At 31.1% G+C, this 26486-nt stretch carries 28 protein-coding genes; 26 read left to right on the plus strand and 2 right to left on the minus strand.

Features of this window, described 5'->3' with window-relative positions:
- Positions 1-4 precede the first annotated feature (4 nt).
- The 5 genes from ACJDT4_RS18415 to ACJDT4_RS18435 all read left to right on the plus strand — a co-directional run bounded on the left by ACJDT4_RS18415 (position 5) and on the right by ACJDT4_RS18435 (position 4368).
- The gene (locus tag ACJDT4_RS18415) at positions 5-1549 is read left to right on the plus strand and encodes an FAD-dependent oxidoreductase (protein ID WP_406789054.1); all 1545 of its coding nucleotides are present in this window, start codon (positions 5-7) and stop codon (positions 1547-1549) included.
- A gap of 172 nt (positions 1550-1721) precedes the next feature.
- On the plus strand, positions 1722-2084 hold the full coding sequence (locus ACJDT4_RS18420; protein WP_406789055.1) for a GNAT family N-acetyltransferase: 363 nt from the start codon (positions 1722-1724) through the stop codon (positions 2082-2084).
- A gap of 40 nt (positions 2085-2124) precedes the next feature.
- Positions 2125-2769, plus strand: coding sequence for a serine hydrolase domain-containing protein (locus ACJDT4_RS18425; protein ID WP_406789056.1), 645 nt, complete (start codon positions 2125-2127; stop codon positions 2767-2769).
- Positions 2770-2783: 14 nt separating this feature from the next.
- Positions 2784-3662 (plus strand): GNAT family N-acetyltransferase, encoded by an 879-nt coding sequence (locus ACJDT4_RS18430; RefSeq protein WP_406789057.1) that lies wholly within the window; start codon positions 2784-2786, stop codon positions 3660-3662.
- Positions 3643-4368: an MBL fold metallo-hydrolase gene (locus ACJDT4_RS18435; RefSeq protein WP_406789058.1), complete on the plus strand. Its 726-nt coding sequence runs from the start codon at positions 3643-3645 to the stop codon at positions 4366-4368. The genes ACJDT4_RS18430 and ACJDT4_RS18435 overlap by 20 nt, the downstream gene beginning before the upstream one ends.
- Here ACJDT4_RS18435 and ACJDT4_RS18440 read toward each other — a convergent pair.
- Complete coding sequence (locus ACJDT4_RS18440) at positions 4348-5268, minus strand: LysR family transcriptional regulator (RefSeq protein WP_406789059.1); 921 nt, start codon at positions 5266-5268, stop codon at positions 4348-4350. The two genes, ACJDT4_RS18435 and ACJDT4_RS18440, sit on opposite strands and share 21 nt — an antisense overlap.
- A 222-nt stretch (positions 5269-5490) precedes the next feature.
- Here ACJDT4_RS18440 and ACJDT4_RS18445 point away from each other — a divergent pair, with 222 nt between their 5' ends.
- Positions 5491-5832, plus strand: coding sequence for a GlpM family protein (locus tag ACJDT4_RS18445; RefSeq protein WP_406789060.1), 342 nt, complete (start codon positions 5491-5493; stop codon positions 5830-5832).
- 85 nt (positions 5833-5917) lie between these two features.
- Positions 5918-6367: a GNAT family N-acetyltransferase gene (locus tag ACJDT4_RS18450; RefSeq protein WP_406789061.1), complete on the plus strand. Its 450-nt coding sequence runs from the start codon at positions 5918-5920 to the stop codon at positions 6365-6367.
- Between the two features lie 334 nt (positions 6368-6701).
- Here ACJDT4_RS18450 and ACJDT4_RS18455 read toward each other — a convergent pair whose 3' ends face one another.
- A complete protein-coding gene (locus ACJDT4_RS18455; RefSeq protein WP_406789062.1) occupies positions 6702-6896 on the minus strand; it encodes an RNA polymerase sigma factor in 195 nt (64 codons plus the stop codon).
- A gap of 129 nt (positions 6897-7025) precedes the next feature.
- Here ACJDT4_RS18455 and ACJDT4_RS18460 point away from each other — a divergent pair, with 129 nt between their 5' ends.
- The 19 genes from ACJDT4_RS18460 (at position 7026) to ACJDT4_RS18550 (ending at position 26480) form a co-directional block, all read left to right on the plus strand.
- Positions 7026-8123: a heparan-alpha-glucosaminide N-acetyltransferase domain-containing protein gene (locus ACJDT4_RS18460; RefSeq protein ID WP_406789063.1), complete on the plus strand. Its 1098-nt coding sequence runs from the start codon at positions 7026-7028 to the stop codon at positions 8121-8123.
- Positions 8124-8250: 127 nt separating this feature from the next.
- Positions 8251-9450, plus strand: coding sequence for a glutamyl-tRNA reductase (gene hemA, locus ACJDT4_RS18465; protein ID WP_406789064.1), 1200 nt, complete (start codon positions 8251-8253; stop codon positions 9448-9450).
- Positions 9408-10061 carry an NAD(P)-dependent oxidoreductase gene (locus ACJDT4_RS18470; protein WP_406789065.1) on the plus strand — a complete coding sequence of 218 codons (654 nt, stop codon included), beginning with the start codon at positions 9408-9410 and terminating at the stop codon, positions 10059-10061. The genes hemA and ACJDT4_RS18470 overlap by 43 nt, the downstream gene beginning before the upstream one ends.
- The gene (gene hemC / locus ACJDT4_RS18475; protein WP_406789066.1) at positions 10058-10930 is read left to right on the plus strand and encodes a hydroxymethylbilane synthase; all 873 of its coding nucleotides are present in this window, start codon (positions 10058-10060) and stop codon (positions 10928-10930) included. The genes ACJDT4_RS18470 and hemC overlap by 4 nt, the downstream gene beginning before the upstream one ends.
- A gap of 2 nt (positions 10931-10932) precedes the next feature.
- Positions 10933-12399 (plus strand): uroporphyrinogen-III C-methyltransferase, encoded by a 1467-nt coding sequence (gene cobA / locus ACJDT4_RS18480; RefSeq protein ID WP_406789067.1) that lies wholly within the window; start codon positions 10933-10935, stop codon positions 12397-12399.
- Complete coding sequence (hemL, locus tag ACJDT4_RS18485) at positions 12392-13660, plus strand: glutamate-1-semialdehyde 2,1-aminomutase (RefSeq protein WP_406789068.1); 1269 nt, start codon at positions 12392-12394, stop codon at positions 13658-13660. The genes cobA and hemL overlap by 8 nt, the downstream gene beginning before the upstream one ends.
- A 27-nt stretch (positions 13661-13687) precedes the next feature.
- Complete coding sequence (gene hemB, locus ACJDT4_RS18490) at positions 13688-14656, plus strand: porphobilinogen synthase (protein ID WP_406789069.1); 969 nt, start codon at positions 13688-13690, stop codon at positions 14654-14656.
- Positions 14657-14972: 316 nt separating this feature from the next.
- A complete protein-coding gene (locus ACJDT4_RS18495) occupies positions 14973-16208 on the plus strand; it encodes an ROK family transcriptional regulator (RefSeq protein ID WP_406789070.1) in 1236 nt (411 codons plus the stop codon).
- A gap of 20 nt (positions 16209-16228) precedes the next feature.
- Complete coding sequence (gene thiS / locus ACJDT4_RS18500) at positions 16229-16444, plus strand: sulfur carrier protein ThiS (RefSeq protein ID WP_406789071.1); 216 nt, start codon at positions 16229-16231, stop codon at positions 16442-16444.
- Positions 16434-17258, plus strand: a complete 825-nt coding sequence (locus tag ACJDT4_RS18505; RefSeq protein WP_406789072.1) for a HesA/MoeB/ThiF family protein — start codon at positions 16434-16436, stop codon at positions 17256-17258. The genes thiS and ACJDT4_RS18505 overlap by 11 nt, the downstream gene beginning before the upstream one ends.
- 4 nt (positions 17259-17262) lie before the next feature.
- Entirely contained in the window at positions 17263-17673 is a 411-nt protein-coding gene (locus ACJDT4_RS18510; RefSeq protein ID WP_406789073.1) for a M67 family metallopeptidase, read from the plus strand.
- A 14-nt stretch (positions 17674-17687) separates the two neighbouring features.
- Positions 17688-20000 carry a sulfurtransferase TusA family protein gene (locus ACJDT4_RS18515; RefSeq protein ID WP_406789074.1) on the plus strand — a complete coding sequence of 771 codons (2313 nt, stop codon included), beginning with the start codon at positions 17688-17690 and terminating at the stop codon, positions 19998-20000.
- A 21-nt stretch (positions 20001-20021) separates the two neighbouring features.
- Entirely contained in the window at positions 20022-21251 is a 1230-nt protein-coding gene (locus tag ACJDT4_RS18520; RefSeq protein ID WP_406789075.1) for an O-acetylhomoserine aminocarboxypropyltransferase/cysteine synthase family protein, read from the plus strand.
- A gap of 10 nt (positions 21252-21261) precedes the next feature.
- Positions 21262-21870, plus strand: a complete 609-nt coding sequence (gene cysC / locus ACJDT4_RS18525; protein ID WP_406789076.1) for an adenylyl-sulfate kinase — start codon at positions 21262-21264, stop codon at positions 21868-21870.
- Between the two features lie 2 nt (positions 21871-21872).
- Positions 21873-23558 carry an adenylyl-sulfate reductase subunit alpha gene (locus ACJDT4_RS18530; RefSeq protein ID WP_406789077.1) on the plus strand — a complete coding sequence of 562 codons (1686 nt, stop codon included), beginning with the start codon at positions 21873-21875 and terminating at the stop codon, positions 23556-23558.
- Positions 23542-23856 carry a 4Fe-4S dicluster domain-containing protein gene (locus ACJDT4_RS18535; RefSeq protein WP_406789078.1) on the plus strand — a complete coding sequence of 105 codons (315 nt, stop codon included), beginning with the start codon at positions 23542-23544 and terminating at the stop codon, positions 23854-23856. Before ACJDT4_RS18530 ends, ACJDT4_RS18535 begins: the two co-directional genes overlap by 17 nt.
- A 26-nt stretch (positions 23857-23882) precedes the next feature.
- Entirely contained in the window at positions 23883-24911 is a 1029-nt protein-coding gene (locus tag ACJDT4_RS18540) for an aliphatic sulfonate ABC transporter substrate-binding protein (protein ID WP_406789079.1), read from the plus strand.
- 20 nt (positions 24912-24931) lie between these two features.
- Positions 24932-25771, plus strand: coding sequence for an ABC transporter ATP-binding protein (locus ACJDT4_RS18545; RefSeq protein ID WP_406789080.1), 840 nt, complete (start codon positions 24932-24934; stop codon positions 25769-25771).
- A complete protein-coding gene (locus ACJDT4_RS18550; RefSeq protein WP_406789081.1) occupies positions 25683-26480 on the plus strand; it encodes an ABC transporter permease in 798 nt (265 codons plus the stop codon). Before ACJDT4_RS18545 ends, ACJDT4_RS18550 begins: the two co-directional genes overlap by 89 nt.
- Positions 26481-26486: the final 6 nt, after the last annotated feature.

Consider the following 26486-nt stretch of genomic DNA (forward strand, 5'->3'; position numbering starts at 1 on the left):
TTCTATGGGAAATGTAAATAATGAATATTTAAAATCTTATTGGGTAGCATCAACAAAAGGCACAAATTATCCTTCTTTAAAGGAAGATATAAAGGTGGATGTTGCAATTGTAGGTGGAGGAATTGTTGGAATAACAGCAGGTTATCTTTTAAGTATGCAGGGAGTAAAAACAGCAGTTTTGGAAGCTAGCAAAATACTTCAAGGAGCTACTGGCTTTACTACTGCTAAAGTTACATCACAGCATGGTTTGACCTATGGCAAGATAATAAATTCTATGGGTATAGAACGCGCTAAAGAGTACGCCGAAGCCAATGAAGCGTCTATAGGCTTTATTGAAAAGACAATAAATGATTTAAATATAGAATGCGATTTTGAAAGAATGCCAGCAGGTGTGTACACAAACGATGATAAATATGCTAAAGACATTGAAAAGGAATTAGAAGTAGTTTCAATGCTTGGGATAAAGGCAAAAATCATAGATAAACTGCCCATTAACATACCTATAAAATCGGCACTTATTTTTGAAAATCAAGCTCAATTTCATCCTAGAAAATATCTGATTCCTATGGCAGAGAAAATAATTAAAGCTGGAAATAATATATATGAAAATACAGAAGTATTTGAAGTTGAACCGGGAAATCCAATTAAACTTGTTACAACTAATGGAAGAAAGGTAACTGCGGGAAAGGTTATTATTTGTTCTCATTTTCCATGCTATGATGGGGGTGGACTTTATTTAACAAGACTTAGACCGGAAAGATCTTATGCTATTGCGGCTCATATAAAGGAAGAATTCCCTAAAATTATGCTCATAAATGCAGAAGATCCTACTCGTTCCTTAAGGTATCAAAGAGATGGAGAAAAACAGCTTGTGCTGGTTGGAGGAGAAAATCATAAGGTAGCTCATGGAGAGGACTTTGAGGTGCATTATGATAATTTAGAGAAATTTGCAAGAGATATTTTTACTATTGAAGATATTCCTTATAGATGGTCACTTCAAGATTACATAACGGTGGATACTATTCCATATGTAGGTAAACTCATGAGTTCAAAGGAAAATATATATGTTGCAACAGGCTTTAGAAAATGGGGCATGACAAACGGAACTGCAGCAGCTAGAATACTTGTAGATGAAATTTTGGGTGTACATAATCCATGGAAAGAGGTATTTGATCCAACAAGAAAGTTTACAGCCAAGGCTTATGGAAAATTATTCACTGAAAACTTTGATGTAGCAAAGGAGCTTATTATAGGAAAATTAAAATCAGGAGAAAAAGATATAAACATAGAAAAGGGTGAAGGAAAAGTAGTAGAGCTGGATGGTCACAAGTATGGAGCTTATAGGGATGATGATGGCAAACTTCACATAGTTAATATTACTTGTACGCATGTTGGATGTGAATTAAAATGGAATGATGCCGAAAAATCCTGGGATTGCCCTTGTCATGGTTCTAGATTTACTTATGATGGGGAAATATTAGAAGGTCCAGCTACTCACAGGCTCAATCACTACAAAGAAAAGAAAAATAAAGTGGATTGGAATTTATAAATAAAATTTTGAAATAATTGTAATTGTGACTTTGCTTTGATATATTTTTAGAATTTTCTATAAAATTAATAATAAATTCAAAAAATCTCAAAGGAATATTTGGTATAATTATAGAATAAAGTTAATTAAACTAGATAAAACTAAATCAAATATAAGAATGGAGTGATTTGAATTGTACAATATTAAAAGAGCAAATTTGAATGACGAAAATAAGCTTATAAATTTAGTTAAACCAAAGTTATTAGGTGAAAAGACTGATGAAAACGCTAAAAATGCATTAGATGAGTTCCTTAAGGATGATAATTTTAGGGTTTTTATACTTAGAGAAGATGAGGCTTTAAAAGGTTTTTGCAGTATTGAAATTAAATCAAGTGCAGATGAAAGTAAAGAGGAATCTGCAGAAATTGTTATGATGAATGTTAATATTGATTCAAAAGAAAAAAGTTATAAAAAAATGCTGTTAGAATATGTTAATGACTATTTAAAGCAAATAGGTATTAAAGAAATGTATGCTAAAGTATGGAGGATGGCATAGTAAGAACGGCTCCTCTTAGTAACCGTATTCAGATGAAAATATGTATTTTAATTGCAGAGAGTTTAATGATCTCTGCAATTTTTTATGTAAAGAATATATAAAAAAGTTTTTGGTATATATTTTTGTACTTTTAGGACTTGCTATCGAAGGTGTTACAGGTATGAGTTATAGGGAATATGTAGATAAAAATATTTTTAAGGCAGCAAATATGCAGCATACAAAGTTTTGTGCAATGGATGATGTAAATGAAAATACAGCAGAAGGTTATGATCCAGTAGAAGATAAAGAAGGAAATATTATTTCTTGGAGAAAGAATATATTTTCATATCCACCAATAGGTTCCCCTGATGGAGGAGCATATTTAACTGCAGGAGATTTAGATATATTTTTTAGGGCATTAAAAGATGGTAAATTATTGTCAAAAGAATCCACAGAAGAAATATTAAAACCTCATGTGCTTCAAAAGGAACTTCCAGATAAAACACTTATGACAGGCTACGCTTTCTTTTTTAGATTAGATAAAAATAAAAAGGTATATCGTATATCTAAGGAGGGTGGAAATGCAGGAGTGGAGGCTATGTTTGGATATTATCCTGAGATTGATACAACAAGCGTTATTTTAGCTAATCAGCCATGTGATTTATGGGATATGTATTATGAAATTGAAGCCTTATTGATTGAATGAAAGGATAGAGTTTTATGATTATAAAAGAACTGTGTAAAAGTGATATTAAACTTGCAGCAAAGTTTATAGAAAGCAAAAATAAATATGAAGAAAGTAATGTTGGGTATTGCAGTGATACTTATGAAGAAATATGTGAGGATTTAACCGATGAACTTGAAGAAGCTTATGCTGAGAATCCATTTGTTTTAGCCTATGAAGGGGATAAGCTTGTGGGGGTAGTTGGACTTGATTATGACGATGAAAATAAAAGTGCTGAAGTTTGGGGACCATTTGTAGAATATGAGAATTGGCAGCATTGTGCAATGGAAATGTGGAAGGAGCTCATAAAGAGAATTCCTAGGAAAACGAAAATTACATTTTTTTATACAGCCCAAAATGCAAATTGTATAGCATTTGCAGAAAAGCTCAGTACAAAAAATATCAATCATTATTTTATAATGGAACTTAAGAAAACAAATTTCAAGCTTAAGGTTGAAGATGGTATATGCACGGAATTAAGTGATAAATTTTATGAGGATTTTATAAACCTTCATGAGAGTACGTTTAAAGATTCATATTATTCAGGTAAGCAGATAATTGAAAAAATAAGTGACAATAATAAGGTTTTTATTATAGAAGAGGATAATGATTTAAAGGGATATATTTATGTTGAAGCAAATGCTGAATTTAATGAAGGAAATATAAATTTTTTAGGTGTAAAAGATTCAGAAAGAAATAAAGGTTTTGGAAAAAAACTTCTTGTATGTGGAATTAATTTTTTGACATGCCGCCATAATATAGATAAGATGGAATTAACTATAAGAAAGGGAAATACTCCGGCAATGAATTTGTATAAAGCTGCTGGTTTCGTAATTAAAAAGGAGTTAAAAGCGTATGAAGGAAGAAATGATTAATTTTATAGGTACAGGAAGTGCTTTTAATACAAAGCTTGGTGATAATAGTGCTTTTATAAAGGAAGAAAATAGTTTAATTCTAATAGACTGCGGCGGAACTGTTTTTAGTAAATTGAGGGAGCTTAATTTATTAAATGGAATAGAAAATTTGTATATTGTAATTACTCATACTCATCCAGATCATGTTGGCAGCCTTGGAGATTTAATATTTTATTCGTATTATATTTTAAAGCATAAGGCAAAGGTGTTTTTTCCTCAAAAGGCCATAATGGAAAGCTTTTTAACGAATGTAGGTGTAAGTAGTAAGCAGTATGAATTTAACAACTTAGATTTTGCAGAAATAAATGATGCTAATTTTGGTAAAGTAAATATAAAATTTTTGCCTGTTACACATACAGATACAATACCAACCTATGGTTTTATAATGAATTTAAATGGAAGTGCCGTTTACTACAGCGGCGATTCAAATAATTTAAGCAGTGAAATAATTGATAAACTTAAAAGCGGAGAAATTAAAACAATTTATCATGATACTTGTGGACTAGATTACGCTGGTAATCCTCATTTGTCTATAAAAAAGCTTTGCAAAATGGTGCCAGAAGAATTTAGAAGCAAGGTTTACTGTATGCATCTTGATGAAAACATAACTGAGAAACAGATAATGGATAGTGGATTTAATATTGCATTACGCATCTTTGGGAGCTGATTTGCTTAAAGCTATCTTTAAAAAATCAATGTATGTTGATATTTCTTTTGGAAGAAGAACATCATAGCGCCTTACTAAGCCTAGTTTAATAATATTTGGTCCTTTTAGTGGTATACAAATTATATTTGAATTCATATAATTTTTGTTAATGCAGCCGCTGCCTATATTATAGCTATTTGTATTTGCCAGTAAATTATTCATAGCTCCACGATCTCTTAGATAAACTAATTTACTTACAGCGTTTATATTGACAGATTCTTCTGCAAAATAAAGTGGTACATCATCCTTATGATATGTGAGATATGGGTAGTGTTTTAATTGCTCTAAGGTAATGGAATTTAGCTGTGCTAGTGGATGTTCTTTTCGAAGGAAGACATGCTGCTTAAGGGAAATTAAAGGAGTAAATATAAGTGATTTTGATATAAAGTAACGTTCAAAAAAGTCATGACTTAAATTAGTAATAGATAGAATTCCAAGTATACTTCTATTTGTATGTACATCTTCAATTACATCAGTTGATTTCCCTTCTCTAAGAGTTATTTCATATTTCATGTCATCAAGATAGTTCATAAGATTAGCTAATGCTTCTACAGCAAAACCGTAATGCTGAGAGGAAATTGAAAACTTTGTTAAGTCGGCTGCTTTTTGTTTGTTAAAATGATAGACTGTAGATTCTGCTTGTTCTATAAGCATTTTGGCATAGAATAATAATTCTGTGCCTTCTTTTGTAAATATGACCCCTTTGTTAGTCCTATCTAAAATTGTAATTCCGAGCTCATCCTCTAGATTTCGTATTGCTTTACTGATGCTAGGCTGTGTTATATAAAGTGCAGAAGCAGCTTTGGTTATGGAGTTTTGCTTGGAAATTTCTGTTAAATATCTACACTGTTGGAGTGTCATATTATCACCCTTCATTGTTCATAATTAAAACTTAGATATAACTTAATTCTATGGCTGACGATAAAAAAAGTCAATTAGTTTTTTTATATGAATGGTGATATAATTTGATTCATACGAGAATAAAGGTGTTTTAAATTATGTAATTAAAATAGACAAAAGTAATTGCCATACAGCTGTATAGAATGTTTGTATTTAAAAATATAATTAAGAGGGTGATTTATAATGAATTTAGTTATAAAATGTGTTGCAGCTGTTATTATTATGATTGGTGTTCACTTTGTGTCAAAAACAAAAAATTTCTATATTGCTGGACTGGTTTTAGGTTTTCCTGGGCTTAGTATAATTGCATACTATTTTATGTATAGGGAGCAGGGAGCACTAAAGGTCAGAATGACAACACATTTTGCAATGCTGGCGGTTATACCATTTTTATGTTTTCTTGTAGCATTAAATTTTGCTTTGAAAAAGAACAATATATTTTATTCTATTTTGATATCCAGCGTGGTTTGGATAGTGCTATCATTAGTGGTGATTTTTATATGGAACAAGAAAAGTTTTATATAAGGCTATTGAAAAGTTTTTGCGATACAATAAATAATTATTTTAGTTATTTTATTGAAGATGCCTTAATTGAAGGTGAGATAATAATATGAAGATTATAGAAAAGGATCCACACTCGCAAGATGCTTTTGAAATGATGGAGGAATTATCACAAACATTGAAGAAAATAACAGGTGACAGTGGAAAAAGTTCCTTTAATGTTCAGGATATTGCTGACGCTCGTGCTGTGTTTGTAGTAGCATATAGTGACCAAGGAGAGCCTATTGGCTGCGGAGCGATACGTCCAATTAATGAAAACACTGCTGAAGTTAAAAGGATGTATGCTAAAAGCAAAGCTAAAGGTATTGGAACTGCAATTTTATCTTATCTAGAAGGACAAGCAAAGAAATTAGGATATTCTAAATTTTGGCTTGAAACCCGACTAATAAATAAAAGAGCAGTAAATTTTTACGAGAGAAGAGGATATCACCGTATAGCTAATTATGGGAAATATGCTGGTAGAGCAGAATCAGTATGCTTTGAGAAGGCGATGATATAGATACATGACTTGGAACTTGAAAATTACTAATTTGAGGTTATCCCGGCAAACTGAAATTTGTCGAGCAGAGTGAAGGGTTTTAATTCGCTCTGCTCATTAAAAAACTAAGGGTTTCACTTTCGTGAAAGGTGAAGGGTTTGACATAGCTTTGCTTATCAAAAGTGAAGAGTTTTGCCACAGCAAAAGGTTAATGATATTTTTCTTCCGCTTTGCTACGGAAAAATTATTAATTTAATTTAAAGATTTTCCGTAGAGAAACGGAGGAAAATCAACCTTAGTTTTTTACCGCAGGTAAAATCCTTCACTTTTTATGTGCATAGCATCATAAAGCCCTTCACCTCGTATAATTTTTAATTGCTTTAACAAGTTTTATTAGAGCATTTTGTGTAATATCATAAGCTGCATGATAATCTCCAACATTTCTATATATAAAGGAAAATATTAATTTATAATGCCTTTTTATTAAAACCTCCATTGCATACTCATTCCCGTTTTGAATTTCTTTAATTAATTCTTCATCGGTAGACATCTCATCACCTCCCATATATAATAACGCAAAATTTTGCATAAAAGTTTTAAATAAAATTTAAGAGTGACATAAAAAATTATTTTGATAAGTATATATAGTGTAATATGAAAAAGAAATGGGGGATTAATTTTGAATGAAAGAGATTATTCATTGGATTGTATTAAAGGAATTGCCTGCATATTTATGATATTAATACATGCAATAACCTTAGTTACTGTTGGAAAATCAAATGTAGATGGTATTTTTGGAGTATTAGCCTTTTTTGGAGGAACTGCTCCAGTACTTTTCTTTGCTGTTTCAGGAATAACATCTTCTGCTTTTCAGGTTAAAAAATCTATAAAAGCAATTATTCCAGCTTATCTAATATTTGGAGTGCTAGGAGTATCTTACATTGGTATATGGAGAGCTAATATTTACAGCAGTAGTTTATGTGATATACTGCAAATGATGGCTATGGCGGTTATCATTATAGTATTGATTGAAAAAATTATAAAACCAAGTAAAATCTTTTATTTAGTTGCTTCAATAGCAGTTTTTCTTATACATTATTTTATAACATCAAAAATACCTGCATTTCCAGTAAAAGATTTTTTGTTTGCACCAGCTGTATTTCCTATATTTCCGTGGATTTCAATGGTGCTTTTGGGAATTTTTTTATATAGAATAGATAAAAAGTGGAATTTATTAATAGGAACTTCTGTATTTGTGGTTTCTATTTTAGTATCAATGGTTACAAAGGTGGATTTTTTTAATAAGTTTAATATGTCAGTTGGTTATTTTGCTGTTAGTATTTTTGTAATGAGCACAGTCTTTTTTATTTCAAGGACAATAAAATTTAAAAAGCTAAATAATCCAATATTATATTTTGGAAAAAATTCACTGCTGTTTTTATATGTACATTTACTAGCTATAAAAGTATTTGCACCATTTACTAATAATGTTTTATTAAGATGGATAGCTGTTTTAATTCTTGCTTACCTTTTAATGCTAGGCATACAGTTTATTAATAGGTATATAGAAAAAGCTTTTAGTAATATTGTAATTTGGATTTTAATGATAGTTGCAGTGGTTTTTATACCATTATTTATTGGAAATGTGAATTTGATTTTTTCTTTAGAAATGTTAATTGGAATATTATTTTCTGCTAATTATCATAAATTATCTGGAATTATAGAAAAAACTTTTTCACATAAATTAAATTTAGTTGGTTTAAAGATGAAAAGTTGAAAAATCTTATACATGAATAATATTTTAATAATAAAGTTAAGTTGTTTATTGAAAATTTAAAGTATATAATATACATATGTTTACAAGGAAATGAAAATATGTTTAGGATGAGGGGAAAAGGAGACTTATGATACAGGTTTTAGGTTTGAAGAAAAATTTAAAAATTGACATAAGAGAAAAATTTTCAATAATACAAAAACATGTAGAAGAAAAAACTATCCTTTTAAGTGAAGTCTGCAATGAGGTTGTTTTGCTAAGTACCTGCAATAGAACGGAGATTTATTTTAGTAGTAGTAAAAGCCCAAATAAGATTATAGATGAAATTTTTGAAAAAATGAATTGGGATAATACTTTTAAAGATAGCTTTTTTTATTATAAAAATGAAGAAGCAATTGAGCATTTGATGGATGTAGTGTGTGGTTTTGATTCGCTTATATTAGGTGAAGATCAAATTCTTGGACAAGTTAAGGAAGCATATGAAGTAGCTTTAAGACTTGGTATACTTAAAAGTAAGCTAAAAAAACTTTTTCAACTTGTTGTAACCTGTGGTAAGGAATTCAGAAATGTATCCCAGTTAAATATGATACCAGTTTCATCTTCATCAATAGCTGTAAATGAAGCCAGAAAAAAAGGCTGCGCTAAGTTCATGGTGCTTGGCTTTGGAAATGTTGGGGAACTTGTATGCAAATATATTTTATCAGGAAAATTTGATGTTCTATATATAGTAGTAAGGAATATAAATGTAGTTAATATTGATGATAAAAGGGTAAAAGTTATTCCTTTTTGTGATAGACAAATTCATTATAATGAGGTGGATTGTGTAATATCATGTACTTCAGCACCTCATACTGTAATATGGAAAAATCAGCTCCCGATTAATAAAAAGTTGGAAATTTTTGATCTTGCTGTTCCAAGGGACGCAGAAGAAGAGGTCTATAAAATGAACAACGTACATGTATATGATATTGATGAAATAAGTTCAATTGACCTTTATAATAAAGAAAAAAGAAAAAGTATAATGATTAAAAACAGATATATAATTGATAAATATATTATAGAATTTTTTGAATGGGATAAGATACAAAAGGTTGTTGATGATATAATAAAAATAAAAAAATATGGTGAAAATGTATATAAAAAAAGGTATAGAACTTTTAAAAATAAACAGCATACAAAAGACAATGAAAAATTGGCAAGTACTCTTATAAAAAGTGCTTCTGACGCCTATACAAACAGGGCAATAGAGGTACTTAAAGAAGAGCAATTAAAGGGATGTGGAGATGAATGCCTGAGGATAATAAGAAAGATATTTTACGAGGTTCAATAGGGAATTCTTTTATAGCTTTAATACCCTCTAAAGTAAAGGTTTTTATAGTAGGAGGAGGCAGGGCAGCCTTTATAAAAACAAAAAGTTTTGCTAGTAGAGGGTGCAAGGTAGTTGTAATATCGAAGAAATTCAACGATAAATTTGAAATTTTTAGAGGATTTTCAAATGTTAAATTTATAGAACATGAATATGTAAGAGATTATATTTATGAAGCTCATATGGTTGTGATAGCTACTAATGATAAGAAACTAAATGGTGAAATACGGAGAGATTGTGACAGGGTAAATAAACTTTATATGGATTGCAGTGAACCAGAAAAGGGAATGTATGTTATGCCATGTGAGCGTGATTTAAAAAATTTTTCTATTGCTGTGAAGGTGAAAGGTAAAAGTCCTAAAACATCAATTTATCTTGCAGAAAAGGCAAAGGCTTATTTAGAAGATTATGAAGAATTTGCTGACTTTACGGTGAAATTAAGAAATAAGCTTAAAAGTGATAAAAAGAAAAAGATTATGGAATTTGTATGTTCTGATGATTTTTATTTTTTTTATAGAATGGGAAAAGCAGAATTGATACTAAAATTATTTTATGGGGAGGGCAATGAAATTTGAAACTTGTAATAGCAACAAGAAAAAGTAAGCTTGCTCAAATTCAAACAGAAATTGTAATGAATTTACTTGAAAATAAATATGGAATTTTATCGGAGAAACTATTAATGGAGACGCTCGGGGATAAAATACTGGATAAATCCTTAAGTGACATAGGAGGAAAAGGACTTTTTGTAAAAGAAATTGAACAGGCTTTATTTTATGATAAGGCAGATGCAGCAGTACATAGCATGAAGGATGTACCCTTTGAACTTCCACCTATGTTTGAAATTGCGGCGGTGGTTTCAAAAGAAGATCCAAGAGATGTTTTTGTGTCAAGAGAAGGAATCCATTTTAATGAACTTAAAAAAGGTGCGGTTATTGGAACTAGCAGCAACAGGAGGGCAGCTCAATTGAAGCTTTTAAGGCAGGACATAAAAGTTGTTCCTATAAGAGGAAATGTTCAAACTAGAATTGGGAAAATGAAAGAACAAAATTTGGATGGTATAATACTTGCCGCTGCAGGACTTAAAAGGTTAAAGGAAGAAAAGGTAATAACTGATTATTTTTCAGAAGAGGAAATGGTTCCAGCAGTTGGGCAGGGATTACTCGGCATAGAAGTGAAAAAAGATAGTAAAAATAAAGAGATATTTGAAAAGCTAGATGATTTGAAAAATAGATACTGCGCTTATGCAGAAAGAAGCTTTATGCGTGAATTAAATGGAGATTGTCACTCAACTTTAGGAGCGCATGCGAAAATCTATGGAGATGTTATGCATATTATTGGATTCTTTGAGCTTAATGGTAAGATGATAAAAAAAGATATAAGTGGCGAAGCTGAAAATTATGTGAGGCTTGGGCAAAAATTAGCTGAGAAAATTTTGGAGGGATAAAAATGCCGAAGGGTAAGGTGTATATAATAGGAGCAGGACCGGGGGATGAAGAATTAATAACTGTAAAGGCAGTTAGAAAGCTTAAAGAATGTACAGCAGTTTTATATGATAGACTTATTGGAAAAGAAATACTAAAACATTTAAATGAAACCTGCAAAATTTATTATTGTGGTAAAGAACCCGGTTGCCACTATAAAACTCAGAATGAAATAAATGACATGCTTGTAGAACTGGCGAAAGAGGGAAATATAGTAGGAAGAATTAAAGGAGGAGATCCTTATATATTTGGCAGGGGAAGTGAAGAAGCTTTAAGATTTTCAAAAGAAGGTATAGAATTTGAAGTGCTTTCTGGAATAACCTCCCCGGTGGCAGTTCTAAATTACGCAGGTATACCAGTTACACATAGAAATATATCAAGAAGCTTTCATGTTTTTACAGCTAAAACTGCCGATGATTATGCTATAAATTTTAAAGCAGCAGCAGAGCTTCAAGGAACACTTATATTTTTAATGGGCTTTGAAAAACTTAAAGAAATAACTGAAGGTTTAATAGAAAACGGAATGAATGCTTTAACGCCGTGTGCCGTTGTTATGCGTGGAACTACAAGTTTCCAGAAGAAAGCCGTTGGAAAACTTTTAAATATAAGTGAAAAATGCAAATTAAATGGAATTAAATCGCCCTGTATAATAGTGGTTGGCGAGGTAGTTAATTTTAGCGAAGAATTAAATTGGTATGAGAAGAAGCCACTTTTTGGAAGAAATATATGTATAACGAGAGCTAAAAAGCAAAGCAAAGAAATGCATGAAAAACTTTTAGATTTGGGAGCTGAGGTTACAGAAATAAATTCAATAGAGATAAAAAATACAGCCGAAAATTTAAAAGCTTATATAAAAAATCTGCAGGATTATGATTACATAGTTTTAACAAGTGTAAATGCGGTTGAAATTTTATTTGATTATCTTTCAAGTCAGGCTTATGATATAAGAAAAATAAAAGCTGAATTTGCTGTTATAGGAAATGCAACTAAAGAAGCTCTAAAAAAGAGAGGCATTTTGGCAAAAATAGTTTCAAGGAAGCATAATGGGCATGATCTTTTTGATGAACTTAAGAAGGTTATAAGTAAAGATAAAAGTGTGTTTATACCTAGAAGTAAAAATTCAAGAGAATATATTAAAGTTGAACTTGAAAAATTGGGTGTCAAAGTTGATGAATGTTTTATATATGAAACTGTACCCGGAGAAATTTACAATAAAAATGCTTTTGATGATGTTGATACAGTAATATTTACGAGTCCTTCTACTGTAAGAAATATGATAAGCATGGTTGGCATAGAAAAAATAAAAAGTAAAAAGATAATAGCAATTGGACATATAACAGGAAGTGAGCTTGAAAAAGTTGGTGCGCAGTATTCTATTCCTAATGAATGCAGCACAGAAGGGATAATTAAGGAGTGTTTAATAAATGAATAATAAAGATATTTTTCAAGAGTCTAGAAAATATATGCCAGGTGGAGTAAATAGTCCTGTTAGAGCATATACAGCTTTAAATATTGATCCTCCAATAATAAAAAGAGGACAAGGATCTCATATTTTTGATGAGGATGGAAATGAGTATATAGATTTTGTTGAAGCCTGGGGACCTATGATTTTAGGTCATAATAATAAAAAAGTTATGGATGCCGTAAAAGTTTATCTTGAGTATGGAGTCGGCTTTGGAGCACCAACTGAAATAGAGTTGAAGCTTGCAAAGTACATATGTACAACAGTAGACAATGTTGACATGCTTAGAATGGTTAATTCGGGAACAGAAGCTACTATGAGTGCTGTAAAGCTCGCAAGAGGATATACAAAAAGAGATAAAATAGTGAAATTTGCAGGTGGGTATCATGGCCATTTTGATGGATTTTTAGTAGAAGCTGGTTCTGGCGTATTAACAGAAAATATACCAGGTTCACCAGGAGTTCCAAAGGGAAGTATAGAAAATACTCTTATAGCTCAGTATAATGATATAGAAAGTGTAAAGGCACTTTTTGAAAGGTATAAAGATGAAATAGCAGCTGTAATAATAGAACCTGTAGCAGGGAATATGGGAGTTATTCCAGCTAAAAGAGAATTTCTAGTTTCACTTAGAAATATGTGTACACAAAATGGAGCAATATTAATATTTGATGAAGTAATGTCGGGTTTTAGAGTTGCGTATAAGGGAGCCCAAAGCCTGTATGGAATAAAGCCGGATTTAACTACTTTTGCTAAAATAATGGGCGGTGGATTCCCATGTGGAGCTTATGGCGGAAGAAGAGATATAATGGAAAAACTTTCTCCAACAGGACCAGTTTATCAAGCAGGTACTATGTCTGGAAATCCTATTGTAATGTCAGCAGGTTATGCTTCACTTAAAGAACTTCACGATAATTTAGACTGCTATAAATACATGGAGAAGCTTGGTCAAAAACTTGAAGCTGGAATAAATGAAATTGCAAAAGAAAAGGGAATAAGCCTTATAGTAAATAGATGTGTAAATATGATGACAGTATTTTTTACTGATTGCAGTGAGGTTAGTACTTACAGTGATGCAAAAAAATCAAATACAAAGATGTTTTCTAGATTTGCGGAGCACATGATAAAAGGTGGAGTATATGTACCACCCTCGCAATTTGAGGCAATGTTTTTAGGAACCGCACATACAGAAGCTGATATAGATAAGTTTTTAGAAGTTATGAAAACAATGTAAAAATAATTATAAAACGAAGGTGAAAAAATGTTTAGAAGACATAGAAGACTTAGAAAAAATAGTTATATAAGAGATATGGTAAGGGAAACTGCCATAACTTCAGATGATTTTATTTATCCGCTATTTGTGGTTGAGGGAGAAAATATAAAAAAAGAAATATCCTCTCTCCCTGATTGTTATCATTATTCGTTGGACAGGCTACCAGAGATAATAGATGAAATAAGAGAAGCGGGAGTAAAGGGTGTAATTTTATTTGGAATACCAGATTACAAAGATGAAGTTGGCTCTTCAGCTTTTGACGACAATGGAATAATACAGAAGGCAATAAGAAAAATAAGAGAAATTGATAAGGATATATTTATAATTACAGATGTTTGTATGTGCGAGTATACAAGCCACGGTCATTGTGGAATAATTCATGATGAGTATGTTGATAATGATGAAACTATAAAATACATTGCAAAAATAGCGCTTTCTCATGCAAAAGCTGGAGCTGATATGGTGGCACCTTCAGATATGATGGATGGAAGGATAGAAGCTATAAGAAACGCTCTTGATGAAAATGGATATAAAAATGTTTCAATAATGGCATATAGTGCAAAATACTGTTCTTCATTTTACGGACCATTTAGAGAAGCGGCGGATTCTGCGCCTAAATTTGGAGATAGAAAAAGCTATCAAATGGACCCTGCAAATTCAAGAGAAGCTATGCTCGAAATAGAGGATGACATAAATGAAGGTGCTGATATAATAATGGTTAAACCTGCTTTATCTTATCTTGATATAATAAATAAAGCGAGAACTAAGTATGACGTTCCCGTTGCGGCTTATAGTGTAAGCGGTGAATATGCAATGATAAAAGCAGGTGCGAAACTTGGATATATAAATGAAAAAGCAATTGTACTTGAATCACTTTTATCAATAAAAAGAGCAGGAGCCGATATTATAATAACTTATTATGCAATTGAAGCTTCAAAATGGCTAAAAAAACGATAAAATAGATATTGACTTTTTCGTGATAAGGTGATAAATTAAAAACATAATAATCATATTAAATTTATAGGATTTGATTTTTATATTTAGTAGGTTAAAGAATGTTAACGTGGTTAAATTAAATGTAATTAAGCTGACTAGTAAAACTAGAGGTTTGATTTTACAAAAGTTTGTTTATAAATTATGTTAACATAGTGTACTAGGCATAATATAATTAAATATAAGCTGATTGACTAGATAAACTAGAGGTCAGGTTTTATTAATAATCTCATTAATAACTAAGTGTGTTTTAGTTGTTAGTGGTGATTACTAGTAGAGCTTGACTTTTTTTATTATGCCGCACACTTTTAACCAACGAGGTAAGAAGTATGGAGGAGGGGACAGTGAAATTATATTTGAAAAATGCAGCTATGAGCTATTTAGCGGGATGACTTCTACTGGAAAAAAAATATTTAATTTACTTCAAAAAAAAGGTGCTATGCCTAAAAGTGAAATTTCAAATATTACAGGGATAAAATTAACAACGTTAAATCGCATAATGGAGCCACTTGAGGGTAATAGAATTTTAGTTCAGTACTGCATAGGTGAATCCACGGGTGGGAGAAAGCCAATAGTTTATAATATTAATTTATGTAATTTTTATATAATTGGTATAAATATTTCTGTAGAAGAAGTAGAAATTGCTTTTACTAATTTAAAACTTGAGATATTGCATAAAGAAATGTTTAAAATGAATTACTCATTTACACCAGAGAAGGTACTGGATTATATAGTTAAATCAATAAATAAAGTTTATATAGAACTAAATTTAGATTTTTTAAGTTTATTTGGAATTGGGGTATCTGTCCAGGGAAGTTTTCAATTTAAAAGTGGAGTTATGCATGACTGCACAAATACGTGGAGTGATGTAAAAATAAAAAATATCTTAGAAGAAAAGTTGGGAGTTTATGTTGTTATTGAAAATGGTGCAAATGCTGCAGCAGAAGCAGAATATTTTTATGGATTAAAAACTGAATTTAGTAACATGACTTATATCCACTGCGGTAAAAAGTTTAGAGCTGGAATAATAGTTGATGGCAAAATTTTCAGAATGCTTAATAATGATGAAAATGTATTCGGACATATGATTGTCGATAGAGGTAAGTTTGGATGTATAGATAATTATTCATCTACTGGCGCTATAATTGAGCAATTTATTTTAAAACTGAAAAAAGGAAGAAATTCAATAATAAATAAGCCTATAGATGAAATTACCTGTAAAGATATTTGTGAAGCTGCGAAGATGAATGATGAACTTTCTATTGAAATAATAAGAAATGCTGCTATTTTGCTTGGTATAGGATTAATAAATTTAATACAAATGTTTAATCTTAAAGCAGTTGTGTTAAATGGAGAAATTATTTCATATTCTAAAATATTTTATGATACTTGCGTTGAAACAGTCTTTAAAAATATTAAATCAAAGATTGTATTTAAAAGAGGTGGATATTTAAAAGAAGATGCTATGGTTGTAGGTGCAGCAGCTGTGGTTATTGAAAAATACCTTGAAAATTAATTATATGGAGGAAAGATAAAATGACTTTAAAAATTAATGGAAAAGAAAAAGAACTAGAAAAGAGCCTAACTGTAAGCGAGATACTTGTTCATGAAAATGTAGAAATGCCAGATATGGTAACTGTGCAGCTTAATGGCGAATATTTAGATAGAAATAAATTTGATGAAACTGTACTTAAAGAAAATGATGAAATAGACTTTTTATATTTTATGGGAGGTGGAAGTCTTGGAATTTAGTGAAGAGCAGATAGAGAGATACTCTAGACATATTATTTTATCTGAAGTTGGAGTAGAGGGACAGGGAAAACTGCTAAATTCTAAAGTACTTGTTATAGGAACAGGGGGGCTTGGAGCACCAGCAGCTATGTATCTTGCAGCTGCTGGAATTGGCACAATTGGACTTGTGGATGGAGATGTAGTTGATTTATCAAATCTTCAAAGGCAAATAATACATCAGACGAAAGATGTAGGAAAGCCAAAGGTTCAATCTGGAAAAGAAACAATTAATGAGATGAATCCAGATGTAAAAGTAATAACTTATAATGAAGTTGTTACCTCGCAAAATATACTTGATATTATAAAAGATTATGATTTTATAATTGATGGGACGGATAATTTTGCAGCTAAATTTCTAATAAACGATGCCTGTGTGTTAGCTAAAAAGCCATTTTCACACGCTGGGATTATAAGATTTCAAGGACAACTCACGACCTATATACCTGATAATGGAACACCATGTTATAGATGTATATTTCAGTCACCACCTCCCAAAGGAGTAGTTCCAACTTGTAGAGAAGCAGGAGTCATAGGTGCTATGGGAGGAATAATTGGTACTCTTCAAGCACTTGAAGCGATTAAATATATATTAGGAGTAGGAGAAACACTTGCAGGTTATCTTTTAACTTTTGATGCAATTAAAATGGAATTTAGTAAGATAAAAGTATCAAAAAATAAAAGGTGCGGTGTTTGCAGTGATAATCCTACCATAAAAACTCTTATTGATTATGAAAATCCATCTTGTGATTTAAAATCAGGAAAATTAAAAGGGTGATAAAATGATTTATTTAAAAAAGTCAGAATATAGTGTGATTTTACAGCAGGCAAGAAGAGAATATGACAATGAATGCTGCGGTTTTCTTGCAGGGGTAAAAAAAGCTGGAGATGTTTACATAAATAAGGCATATGCATTAGTTAATGTAGATAACAGCAGTGAGCATTTTTCAATGAATCCAAAGGAACAATTTGAAAAAGTAAAGCTTATTAGAAAAGAAAATATGGAGCTCCTTGGAAATTACCATTCTCATCCGCATTCTCCTTCAAGGCCATCTGAAGAGGACAAGAGATTAGCATTTGATCCAAATATAATTTATGCCATATTATCTCTTCAAAATAAAGAAAAGCCGGTTTTTAATCTGTTTAAGATAAATAAAAACAATGTAGAAAAGCTTGAATATGAAATAATTTGAAAAGAGGTGCTTTTATGCTTCATATAACTGAAAAAAATTTAAAAGAAGTAGAGGATTTTAAAGAAAAGGCAGAACAGTATTTAAATGGACAAATAGACCCACTTAGATTTAAGGCATTTAGAGTATCAATGGGGGTTTATGAGCAAAGAGAAAAAGAAAATTACATGATAAGGATGAGACTCCCGGGTGGATTTGTAACATTTGATCAAATAAAAGTCATAAGCAGCTTAGGTAAAAAGTACTCTCATGGTAAACTTCACCTTACCTCAAGAGAAGATGCACAGTTTCATAAGGTTGAGCTTAAAGATGTGTATCCTATAATGAAAGAGCTTATAAATGTAGGAATAATAACAAAAGGTACAGGCGGAAATACTGTAAGAAATGTTGAGAGTTCGCCTCTTTCTGGAGTAGCCTATGACGATGCTTTTGATGTTGAACCTTACGTAGAGAAGGTTACAAATTATTTAATTAAAGATCCGAGCAATATGAATTTGCCGAGAAAATACAAAATAGCATTTTCAAATAATGAAAAGGATACTGCTAATGCTTCAATTTCAGATTTGGGTTTTATAGCAGAAATTAAAAATGGCAAAAAAGGTTTTAAAGTATTTGCAGCTGGTGGACTTGGAGGAAAGCCAAGAGCTTCTATAAAAATTGAAGATTTTATAGAAGCAAAAGATGTGCTTTATTACGTAGTTGCACTAAAAAGGCTTTTTGAAAAAGAAGGGGATAGAACAAATAAAAGTAAAGCAAGGATAAGATTTATTTCATATAGATTTGGAGATGAAAAATTTAAAGAATTACTCAAGGCAGAATTAGAAAATGTTAAAAAAGAAGAAAATTTGGATTTAATAATTGATGATGTGAAAAATAAAGCTAAATATGAAACATTAGAATATATAGATAATTTAGAAGAAAAGCATGAAAATGTAATATTTAAGCAGAAGCAAAAGGGTTATTATTCAGTTTACATTCATCCTCAGAGTGGAAATCTTAAAACAGCTGATTTGGATAAGGTAATAAAATTTTTAGAGGATTTAAATTACGAAATAACAATTAGATTTACAAATACACAAGGTTTTTATATAAGAGATTTAAAAGGCAGTGATGCAGCTAAGCTTGCAGATATAATAAAAGAGTTTTCATCACAATTTAATTTGTACAATTCTTCAACTTGTGCGGGAGCTTCAACCTGTCAGCTTGGACTTTGTCTGTCACAAAATTTGCTCACAGCTATAAAAGATAAGTTTAAAACTGCATCCTTTGAAGTGAAAAGTGCACTCCCTAAAATATATATATCTGGATGTCTTAATTCCTGTGCTCAACATGAAAAAGGAGCTATAGGGTTGAATGGTAGGGCAACAAGAACGGAAGATGGTTTGGTTCCAATGTATACAGTATCAATGGGAGGCTATGTTGGGGGAGAGGGTGCAAAGCTTGCAAGTAAAATTGGCGATGTACCAGCGAAAAAGGTTCCTGATTACCTTTTAGAATTAGCAGAATTAAAGAATAAAACTAAGTATTTGGATTTTTATGAGTTCTTAAAAAATGATATTGAAGAAATAAAAAAATTAACAGAAAGATATTCAACGATAGAAAGTTACTGTGCAAGCCCGGATCTATATTATGATTTTGGAACTGACAAGAAATTTTCGCTTGAAGGAAGAGGAAAAGGTGAATGCAGTACTGGAGTTCTTGATGTAATAAAAATGGATATATCTAACGCAGAAGCATATCTTGATGAATATAAAAATTCAAAGGAAAACTTAAAGTTATATGAAGCAGCACTTTCTGCAGCAAGATCTCTTTTAATATTAAAAGGAGTAGATAGCACAAAGGAAAGAGAAATATTTAAAGAATTTGTCAAAAATTTTGTAGATGAAGGATATTTAAAGTCAAGCATTAAGGAATTAATAGATACGCTAATTGATTTTAAAATTGGCGATGTTAAAGATATATCAGATAAATTTAAGGATGTAGAGTACGTTGTTAAAAAAGTAAGGGATATGTTTGAATCTTTGAATGGCAAGCTTGATATAACTCTTCCAAAGGAAAATGAAATTAAAAAAGAAGACAGTAAGCAAGATAAAAAGGAAGCCTTAGGTTACAAAGTTGTTGATTTTAGAGGAGTAAAATGTCCAATAAATTTTGTTAAAGTAAAAATAGAACTTTCAAAAGTAAATTCAGGAGATCAAATAGGCTTCTACCTTGACGATGGCGATCCAATAACAAATGTTCCTAGAAGTGTTGAAAAGGAAGGAAATAAAATAATATCTATTGATGATAAATTTGAAGGATATAATCTCCTTGTAATAGAGAAAAAGTAAAAATGGAAGAGGTGTAAAAGCATGAAGTTTGCGACAAAGCTTATTCATGGTAACTATAATTTAGAAAAAAACGGTGCCACCAATATTCCAGTGTATATGTCAAATGCTTATGCACATACTTCCCCTGAGGAATTGGAAAGCATATTTCAAGGGGAAGCCTTGGGATATGCGTATACTAGAGTATCAAATCCAACAGTGACAACTTTGGAAAGGAGAATATCAAGTTTAGAAGGTGGATTAGCGTCAACAGCGGCAGCATCTGGTATGAGCGCTATATATATGGCAGTTACCAATATAGTTAAAAGTGGCGATGAGATAATAGCAGCTTCTGGATTGTATGGTGGTACGTATACTTTACTTGCAAATTTAAAAGATATAGGAGTAAAAGTTACCTTTTTAGATGAGTTAAATGAAACCTCCCTTTTAAATTCAATAACAGAAAAAACAAAGCTTGTATATGCTGAAACTATAGGAAATCCAAAGCTTGATATTTTAGATATTGAAAAGGTAGGAGAGATTTGTAGAGATAATAATATAATTTTTATGGTTGATTCAACTATTTCAACTCCGTATCTTGTGAATCCCATAAATTATGGTGCTGATGTTGTAATTCATTCAACATCAAAATACATCAATGGAACTTCAAATGCTATAGGTGGCATTATAGTTGATGGCGGAAGCGACAAATATAAAACAGATAAATATAAAAATTTCCATGATTACTTTAATAAGTTTGGAAAACTTGCTTTTACCGCCAAACTTAAAGCTTCTATTGGAAGGGATATAGGGGCAGCAATGTCACCATTTAATGCATTTTTGACTTTAACAGGAATTGAAACTTTGGAACTAAGAATGAAAAAGCACTGCAGCAATGCAATAAAGATAGCAAAATACCTTGAAAAAAATGAGAAAGTGGTAAAAGTAAATTATCCTAATTTAAAGACATCAAAGTATTATGATTTGTCTGAAAAGTATTACAGTGAAGGAGCTTCTGGAATACTTACCTTTAGGCTTGGTACAAAGGAAAAAGCGTTTAAGTTTATAACAAATTTAAAACTTATATTAAACCTAACTAATATAGGTGATACGAAGACAATAATAATACATCCAGCTTCTACAATTTGTGCCCATAATGCAAATGAAGAAAAAGAAAAAATGGAAGTATATGATGACCTTTTGAGATTGTCTGTTGGCATAGAAGCTGCAGAAGACATAATAAGTGATATAGAAAATGCGCTGAAAGCAATTTGAGGTGGAAACAATGGAAAATAAAAAAAATACCAATATACGCTGGCAGGAAACTAAAATTAAAAGAAAAGATAGAGAAAAATTGCTAAAACAGAAGGGAGTAGTATTGTGGTTTACTGGCCTTTCGGGTTCTGGTAAATCAACAGTTGCTTCTATGCTTGAAGGAGAACTTCACAAAGAAGGTTATATTACTTATCTTTTAGATGGTGATAATTTGAGATACGGCTTGAATTCAGATCTGGGTTTTACAAGGTTAGATAGAAGTGAAAATATAAGAAGAGTTTCGGAAGTAGCAAAATTGTTTGTTGATGCAGGAGTTATAACAATTACAACTTTTATATCACCTTTTAAAAACGATAGAAATAATGTAAGAAAATTATTGGGAGAAGATTTTATTGAAGTTTATGTAGATTGCCCAATAGAAGAATGTGAAAAGAGAGATCCAAAAGGGATATACAAAAGGGCAAGAAGTGGAAATATTAAAAATTTTACAGGAATTGATTCGCCATATGAAATACCAGAAAATCCTGAAATGACAATAAAAACGTATGAAATTACAAAGGAGCAGTGTGTTAAAGAAATAATGGATTATTTGGGCAAAAATAAAATCATAGGAGAATAACAATGGAATTATCGTATGAAGTTTTAAAAACAGATCTTCTTGTAATAGGAGGAGGTGCAGCAGGATGTTTTGCAGCCCTAAGTGCTGCAAAAAAACCTAGTATTCAAATATTAATTATAGAAAAGGCTAATATAAAGAGAAGCGGCTGTCTTGCAGCTGGTGTTAATGCTTTAAATGCTTACATAACTGAAAATGAAACTCCAAATTCCTTTGTTGATTATGTAAAAAGTGAATTTAATGGAGTAATAAGAGAAGATTTAGTATACACTGCTGCTAAAAGGCTTAATTCGGTTACAAAAGAAATTGAAAGAGATGGACTTACTATTTTAAAAGATGAGAATGGTAATTATGTTTCACGAGGAAAGAGAAGTATAAAAATAAATGGCGAAAATATAAAGCCTATTTTATCTGAAGCTGTTAATAAAAAGAAAAATATAAGTGTTTTAAATGAAGTTAATGCATTTGACTATATTGTTAAAAATGGCAGAGTGATAGGAGTTTATACTTTTTCAATACGTGAACCTAAAGTATATGTAATTTATGCAAAAGCAGTAATATGTTCAACTGGTGGAGCGGCAGGAGTATACAAACCTAATAATCCAGGATTTTCAAGACACAAAATGTGGTATTCACCTTTTAATACAGGTGCTGGATATGCAATGGGCATAAGAGCAGGAGCAGAAATGACTACTTTTGAAATGAGATTTATTGCACTTAGATGTAAGGATACTATTGCTCCAACAGGTACTATAGCCCAGGGGGTTAAAATTCTGCAAGTAAATTCTGATTTAGAAGAATATATAAAGGAATATGGAAAACCAACTACTATTAATAGACTTTACAGTACAGTAATGGAAAACTTGAAGGGAAAAGGACCTTGTTATTTAAAAACTCAGGGAATAACTGAGAATCAGGTTAAAGATTTATTTAAGGCGTATTTGAACATGGCACCTGCACAGGCTTTAAGGTGGTTTGATAATGAAATAAATCCATCAAAGCAAAATGTGGAAATTGAAGGAACAGAACCATATATAGTTGGCGGACATGGCGCAAGTGGCTATTGGGTAGATACCAGTAGAAAAACTACTTTAGATGGACTTTATGCAGCTGGTGATGTTGCAGGAGGAAGTCCTAAAAAATATGTAACAGGATGTTTTGCAGAAGGAGAAATAGCAGCAGAAAATGCAGTTAAATATATTGAAAAACAAAGCCTTGAGGAAATTCCAAAGGATGAAATAGATAAAAAAGTTAGAAAGTTAAATAGCTTTTTTACAAATAAAAGTGATTTTAAGGATTACGAACTTGAAGAAGCAATGCAAAAAATAATGGATGAATATTGTGGAGGAATTTCTCAGCACTATAAGTACACAAATAAGAAACTTGAAATGGCTGAAAAAAGTATTGATAAGCTTTTGAAGCTTTCTTTGAAATTAAAAGCTTCGGATTGCCATGAACTTTTATTTATATATGAACTCATAGATAGGCTATATGTTGCTAAAACCCTTATAGCTCATTTAAAAGCAAGAAAAGAAACAAGATGGAAATGTTATGAAGAAAATGGAAGCTATCCTGAAAAAGATGATAAAAATTGGCTTAAGTATGTAAATTCAGTATACAAAGATGGGAAAATAAATGTCATATTTAGAAATCTGGTTGGAAGGAATGAATTCTATGAGCATAAAAATTGACACAAAAAAATGTGTTGGGTGTGGCAAATGTATTAAAGTATGTCCCGGAAGTTTAATTTATAAAAACGAATATAAAAAGGCATTTATAAAATATCCACAAAACTGTTGGGGCTGCACTGCATGTCTTAAAGAATGTAGAAGTCAGGCAATAAAATATTATTTAGGTGCTGATATTGGTGGAAATGGAGCTTATTTGTATGTAGTAGAGGATGGCTCTGAATTAAAGTGGTACATGAACAGTAGTGATGGAAGAAAAATGACTGTAAGTACAAATAGAAAAGAGTCAAACAAATATTAAAAAATATAAAATTAGGGGGCTTTTTTATGAAAAGAAATAGAGGTGTTTTATGTTTTGGATTGATTTTACTGGTGACTAGTTTATTATCTGGATGCGGTAAAAGTAATAAAAATTTATCAGAAGTGAAAATTGCATATTTTCCTAATATAACTCATTCTCAAGCTTTAGCTCAAAAAGAGGATGGATCACTGCAAAAAGCATTTGGAAATAAAATTAAAGTTAAATGGCAGAAATTTAATGCAGGTTCTTCTGAGGTTGAAGCATTTTTAGCTGGAGATGTTGATATTGGATATATAGGACCTGGTCCAGCAATAAATGGTTATATAAAGTCAAAAGGTGAAATGCAGGTTATTGCTGGGGGAGCAGATGCAGCTGCAATTCTTGTAAGTAGAAATGGATCAAATATAAAATCAGTAAAAGATTTAAATGGAAAAAAAGTTGCAATACCACAGTTTGGAAATACCCAAGATTTGAATTTGAGAATATTACTTGCCGAAAATGGTTTAAAGGATAAAACAAAGGGAGGAACGGTGGAGATTATTCAAGCTGAAAATCCAGACATAAAAACTCTTTTAGATAAAGGTTCAATTGATGCAGCATTAGTTCCTGAGCCTTGGGGTTCAAGACTAGTAAAAGAAGTTGGAGCAAAAGTTGTACTTGATTATGATGAAATTTGGAAAAATGGGAAGTATCCAACAGCAGTTGTTGTAGCAAGGAAAGATTTTATAAAAGATCATCCAGATATAGTTGAGAAGTTTTTAAAGATTCATGTGCAGAAAACGCAATATATAATTGACAATACTGATAAGAGTGAAGATCTAATAAATAAACAACTTAAAGAAGTAACAGGTAAGGATTTAGCTAAGGATATTTTAAATTCATCATTTAAAAGAATAAAAGTTACAAATAATCCGGAAAAGGGTGCAATTATAGACATGGCCGATTGGTCTTTAAAAGAAGGTTTTATAAAGAAGAAATCAGATCTTAAAGGAATGTTTGATTTTGATATATTAAATAAAGTTTTAAAGTCTCAAGGACAGAGTGAAATTAATTAAAGTTAAGAGGAGGGAGAAATTTGAGTATTGAAATAAAAGATGTAAGTAAGGATTTTATTTCAAAGGAAAAAACAACACATACGCTTGATAACATAAATCTTTCTATAAAAAGTGGGGAATTTATATGCTTACTTGGACCGTCTGGTTGTGGAAAGTCTACATTGCTAAATATAATAGCTGGACTTGAAAAAACTAGTTCTGGAAAACTTTATTTAAATGATAAAGAAATAAAAAATCCGGGCACTGATAGAGCTTTTATGTTTCAAGATTCTGCACTTTTTCCATGGCTTAATGTAATACAAAATGTGGAATTTGGAATGAAAATAAAAAATGTTCCAAAGGAAGAAAGACGGGAAAAGGCTTTGAAATATTTAAAGATGGTTCATTTAACTAAGTTCCAAAATTCTTATATACATGAACTATCAGGAGGTATGAGGCAGAGAGTTGCCCTTGCAAGAGCTCTAACACTTGATTCAGAAGTTTTACTCATGGATGAGCCATTTTCAGCTTTAGATAGTCAAACTAGAAATATATTACAGATTGAACTTCAAAATATATGGTGGGAAACAAAGAAAACTATAATATTTGTAACTCATAATGTCGAAGAAGCTGTACTTTTGGCTGATAAAGTTGTAATGATGTCAGCAAATCCAGGAAAAATAAAGAAAGTATTTGATATTAAATTAGGGAGACCAAGACAAGCTCAAAGCTTAGATTTGACCTATGTTTCGGCTGAAATTATGAAAGAACTTAAGGAGGAGGTAGAGAAGGTTGCAAAAGCTGAGTACGATAGCGATTGGGATTTTGAAAAAAGTTCTATTTTATATAATTCTGATAATGATTTGGGAGCTGGTCTATAAAATTTTTGTAGATACATTAAACTTATGGAAACCATATACTTTTCCATCGCCTATGGATGTCTTAAATACACTTATTGATTTGATAGGAGATAATACTTTATTTTTAGCGATAATCGCAAGTTTAAGAAGGCTTTTTATAGGATATATTATATCGCTTGTAGTTGGAATTTTAGTTGGCTTATTTATTGTAAAATATAAATACATTGATGAAAATTTAAGCCCATTAATATTAGGACTTCAAACAATTCCGAGTGTATGTTGGATACCATTTGCAATACTTTGGTATGGAATTAATGAAAATTCAATTTTGTTTGTAACTGTAATAGGTTCTATTTTTTCAATTGCAATATCAACTGAAGCTGCAATTAAAAATGTAAATCCTATCTACGTTAAAGCAGCAAGAACTATGGGAGCAAGTGGAAGAAAGTTATATTTTAACGTTGTAATTCCTTCTGCACTTCCAGGTATAGTATCTGGGATGAAACAAGGATGGTCTTTTGCATGGAGGGCACTTATGGCTGGAGAAATGTTGTCTGCAAGCAAAGGACTTGGTCAGGTATTAATGGCGGGAAGAGATTTGGGAGATGTAAGTCAGGTTATGGCTGTAATGATTGTAATTGTAGCCTTTGGACTTATTTTTGATAAATTACTGTTTGGAAAATTTGAAAAAAGTATTAGATATAAATGTGGTCTTGAAAGAAAAAATTAGGAGGAA

The organism is Clostridium neuense (assembly GCF_045310695.1).
Classification (GTDB): Bacteria; Bacillota; Clostridia; order Clostridiales; family Clostridiaceae; genus Clostridium_S; species Clostridium_S neuense.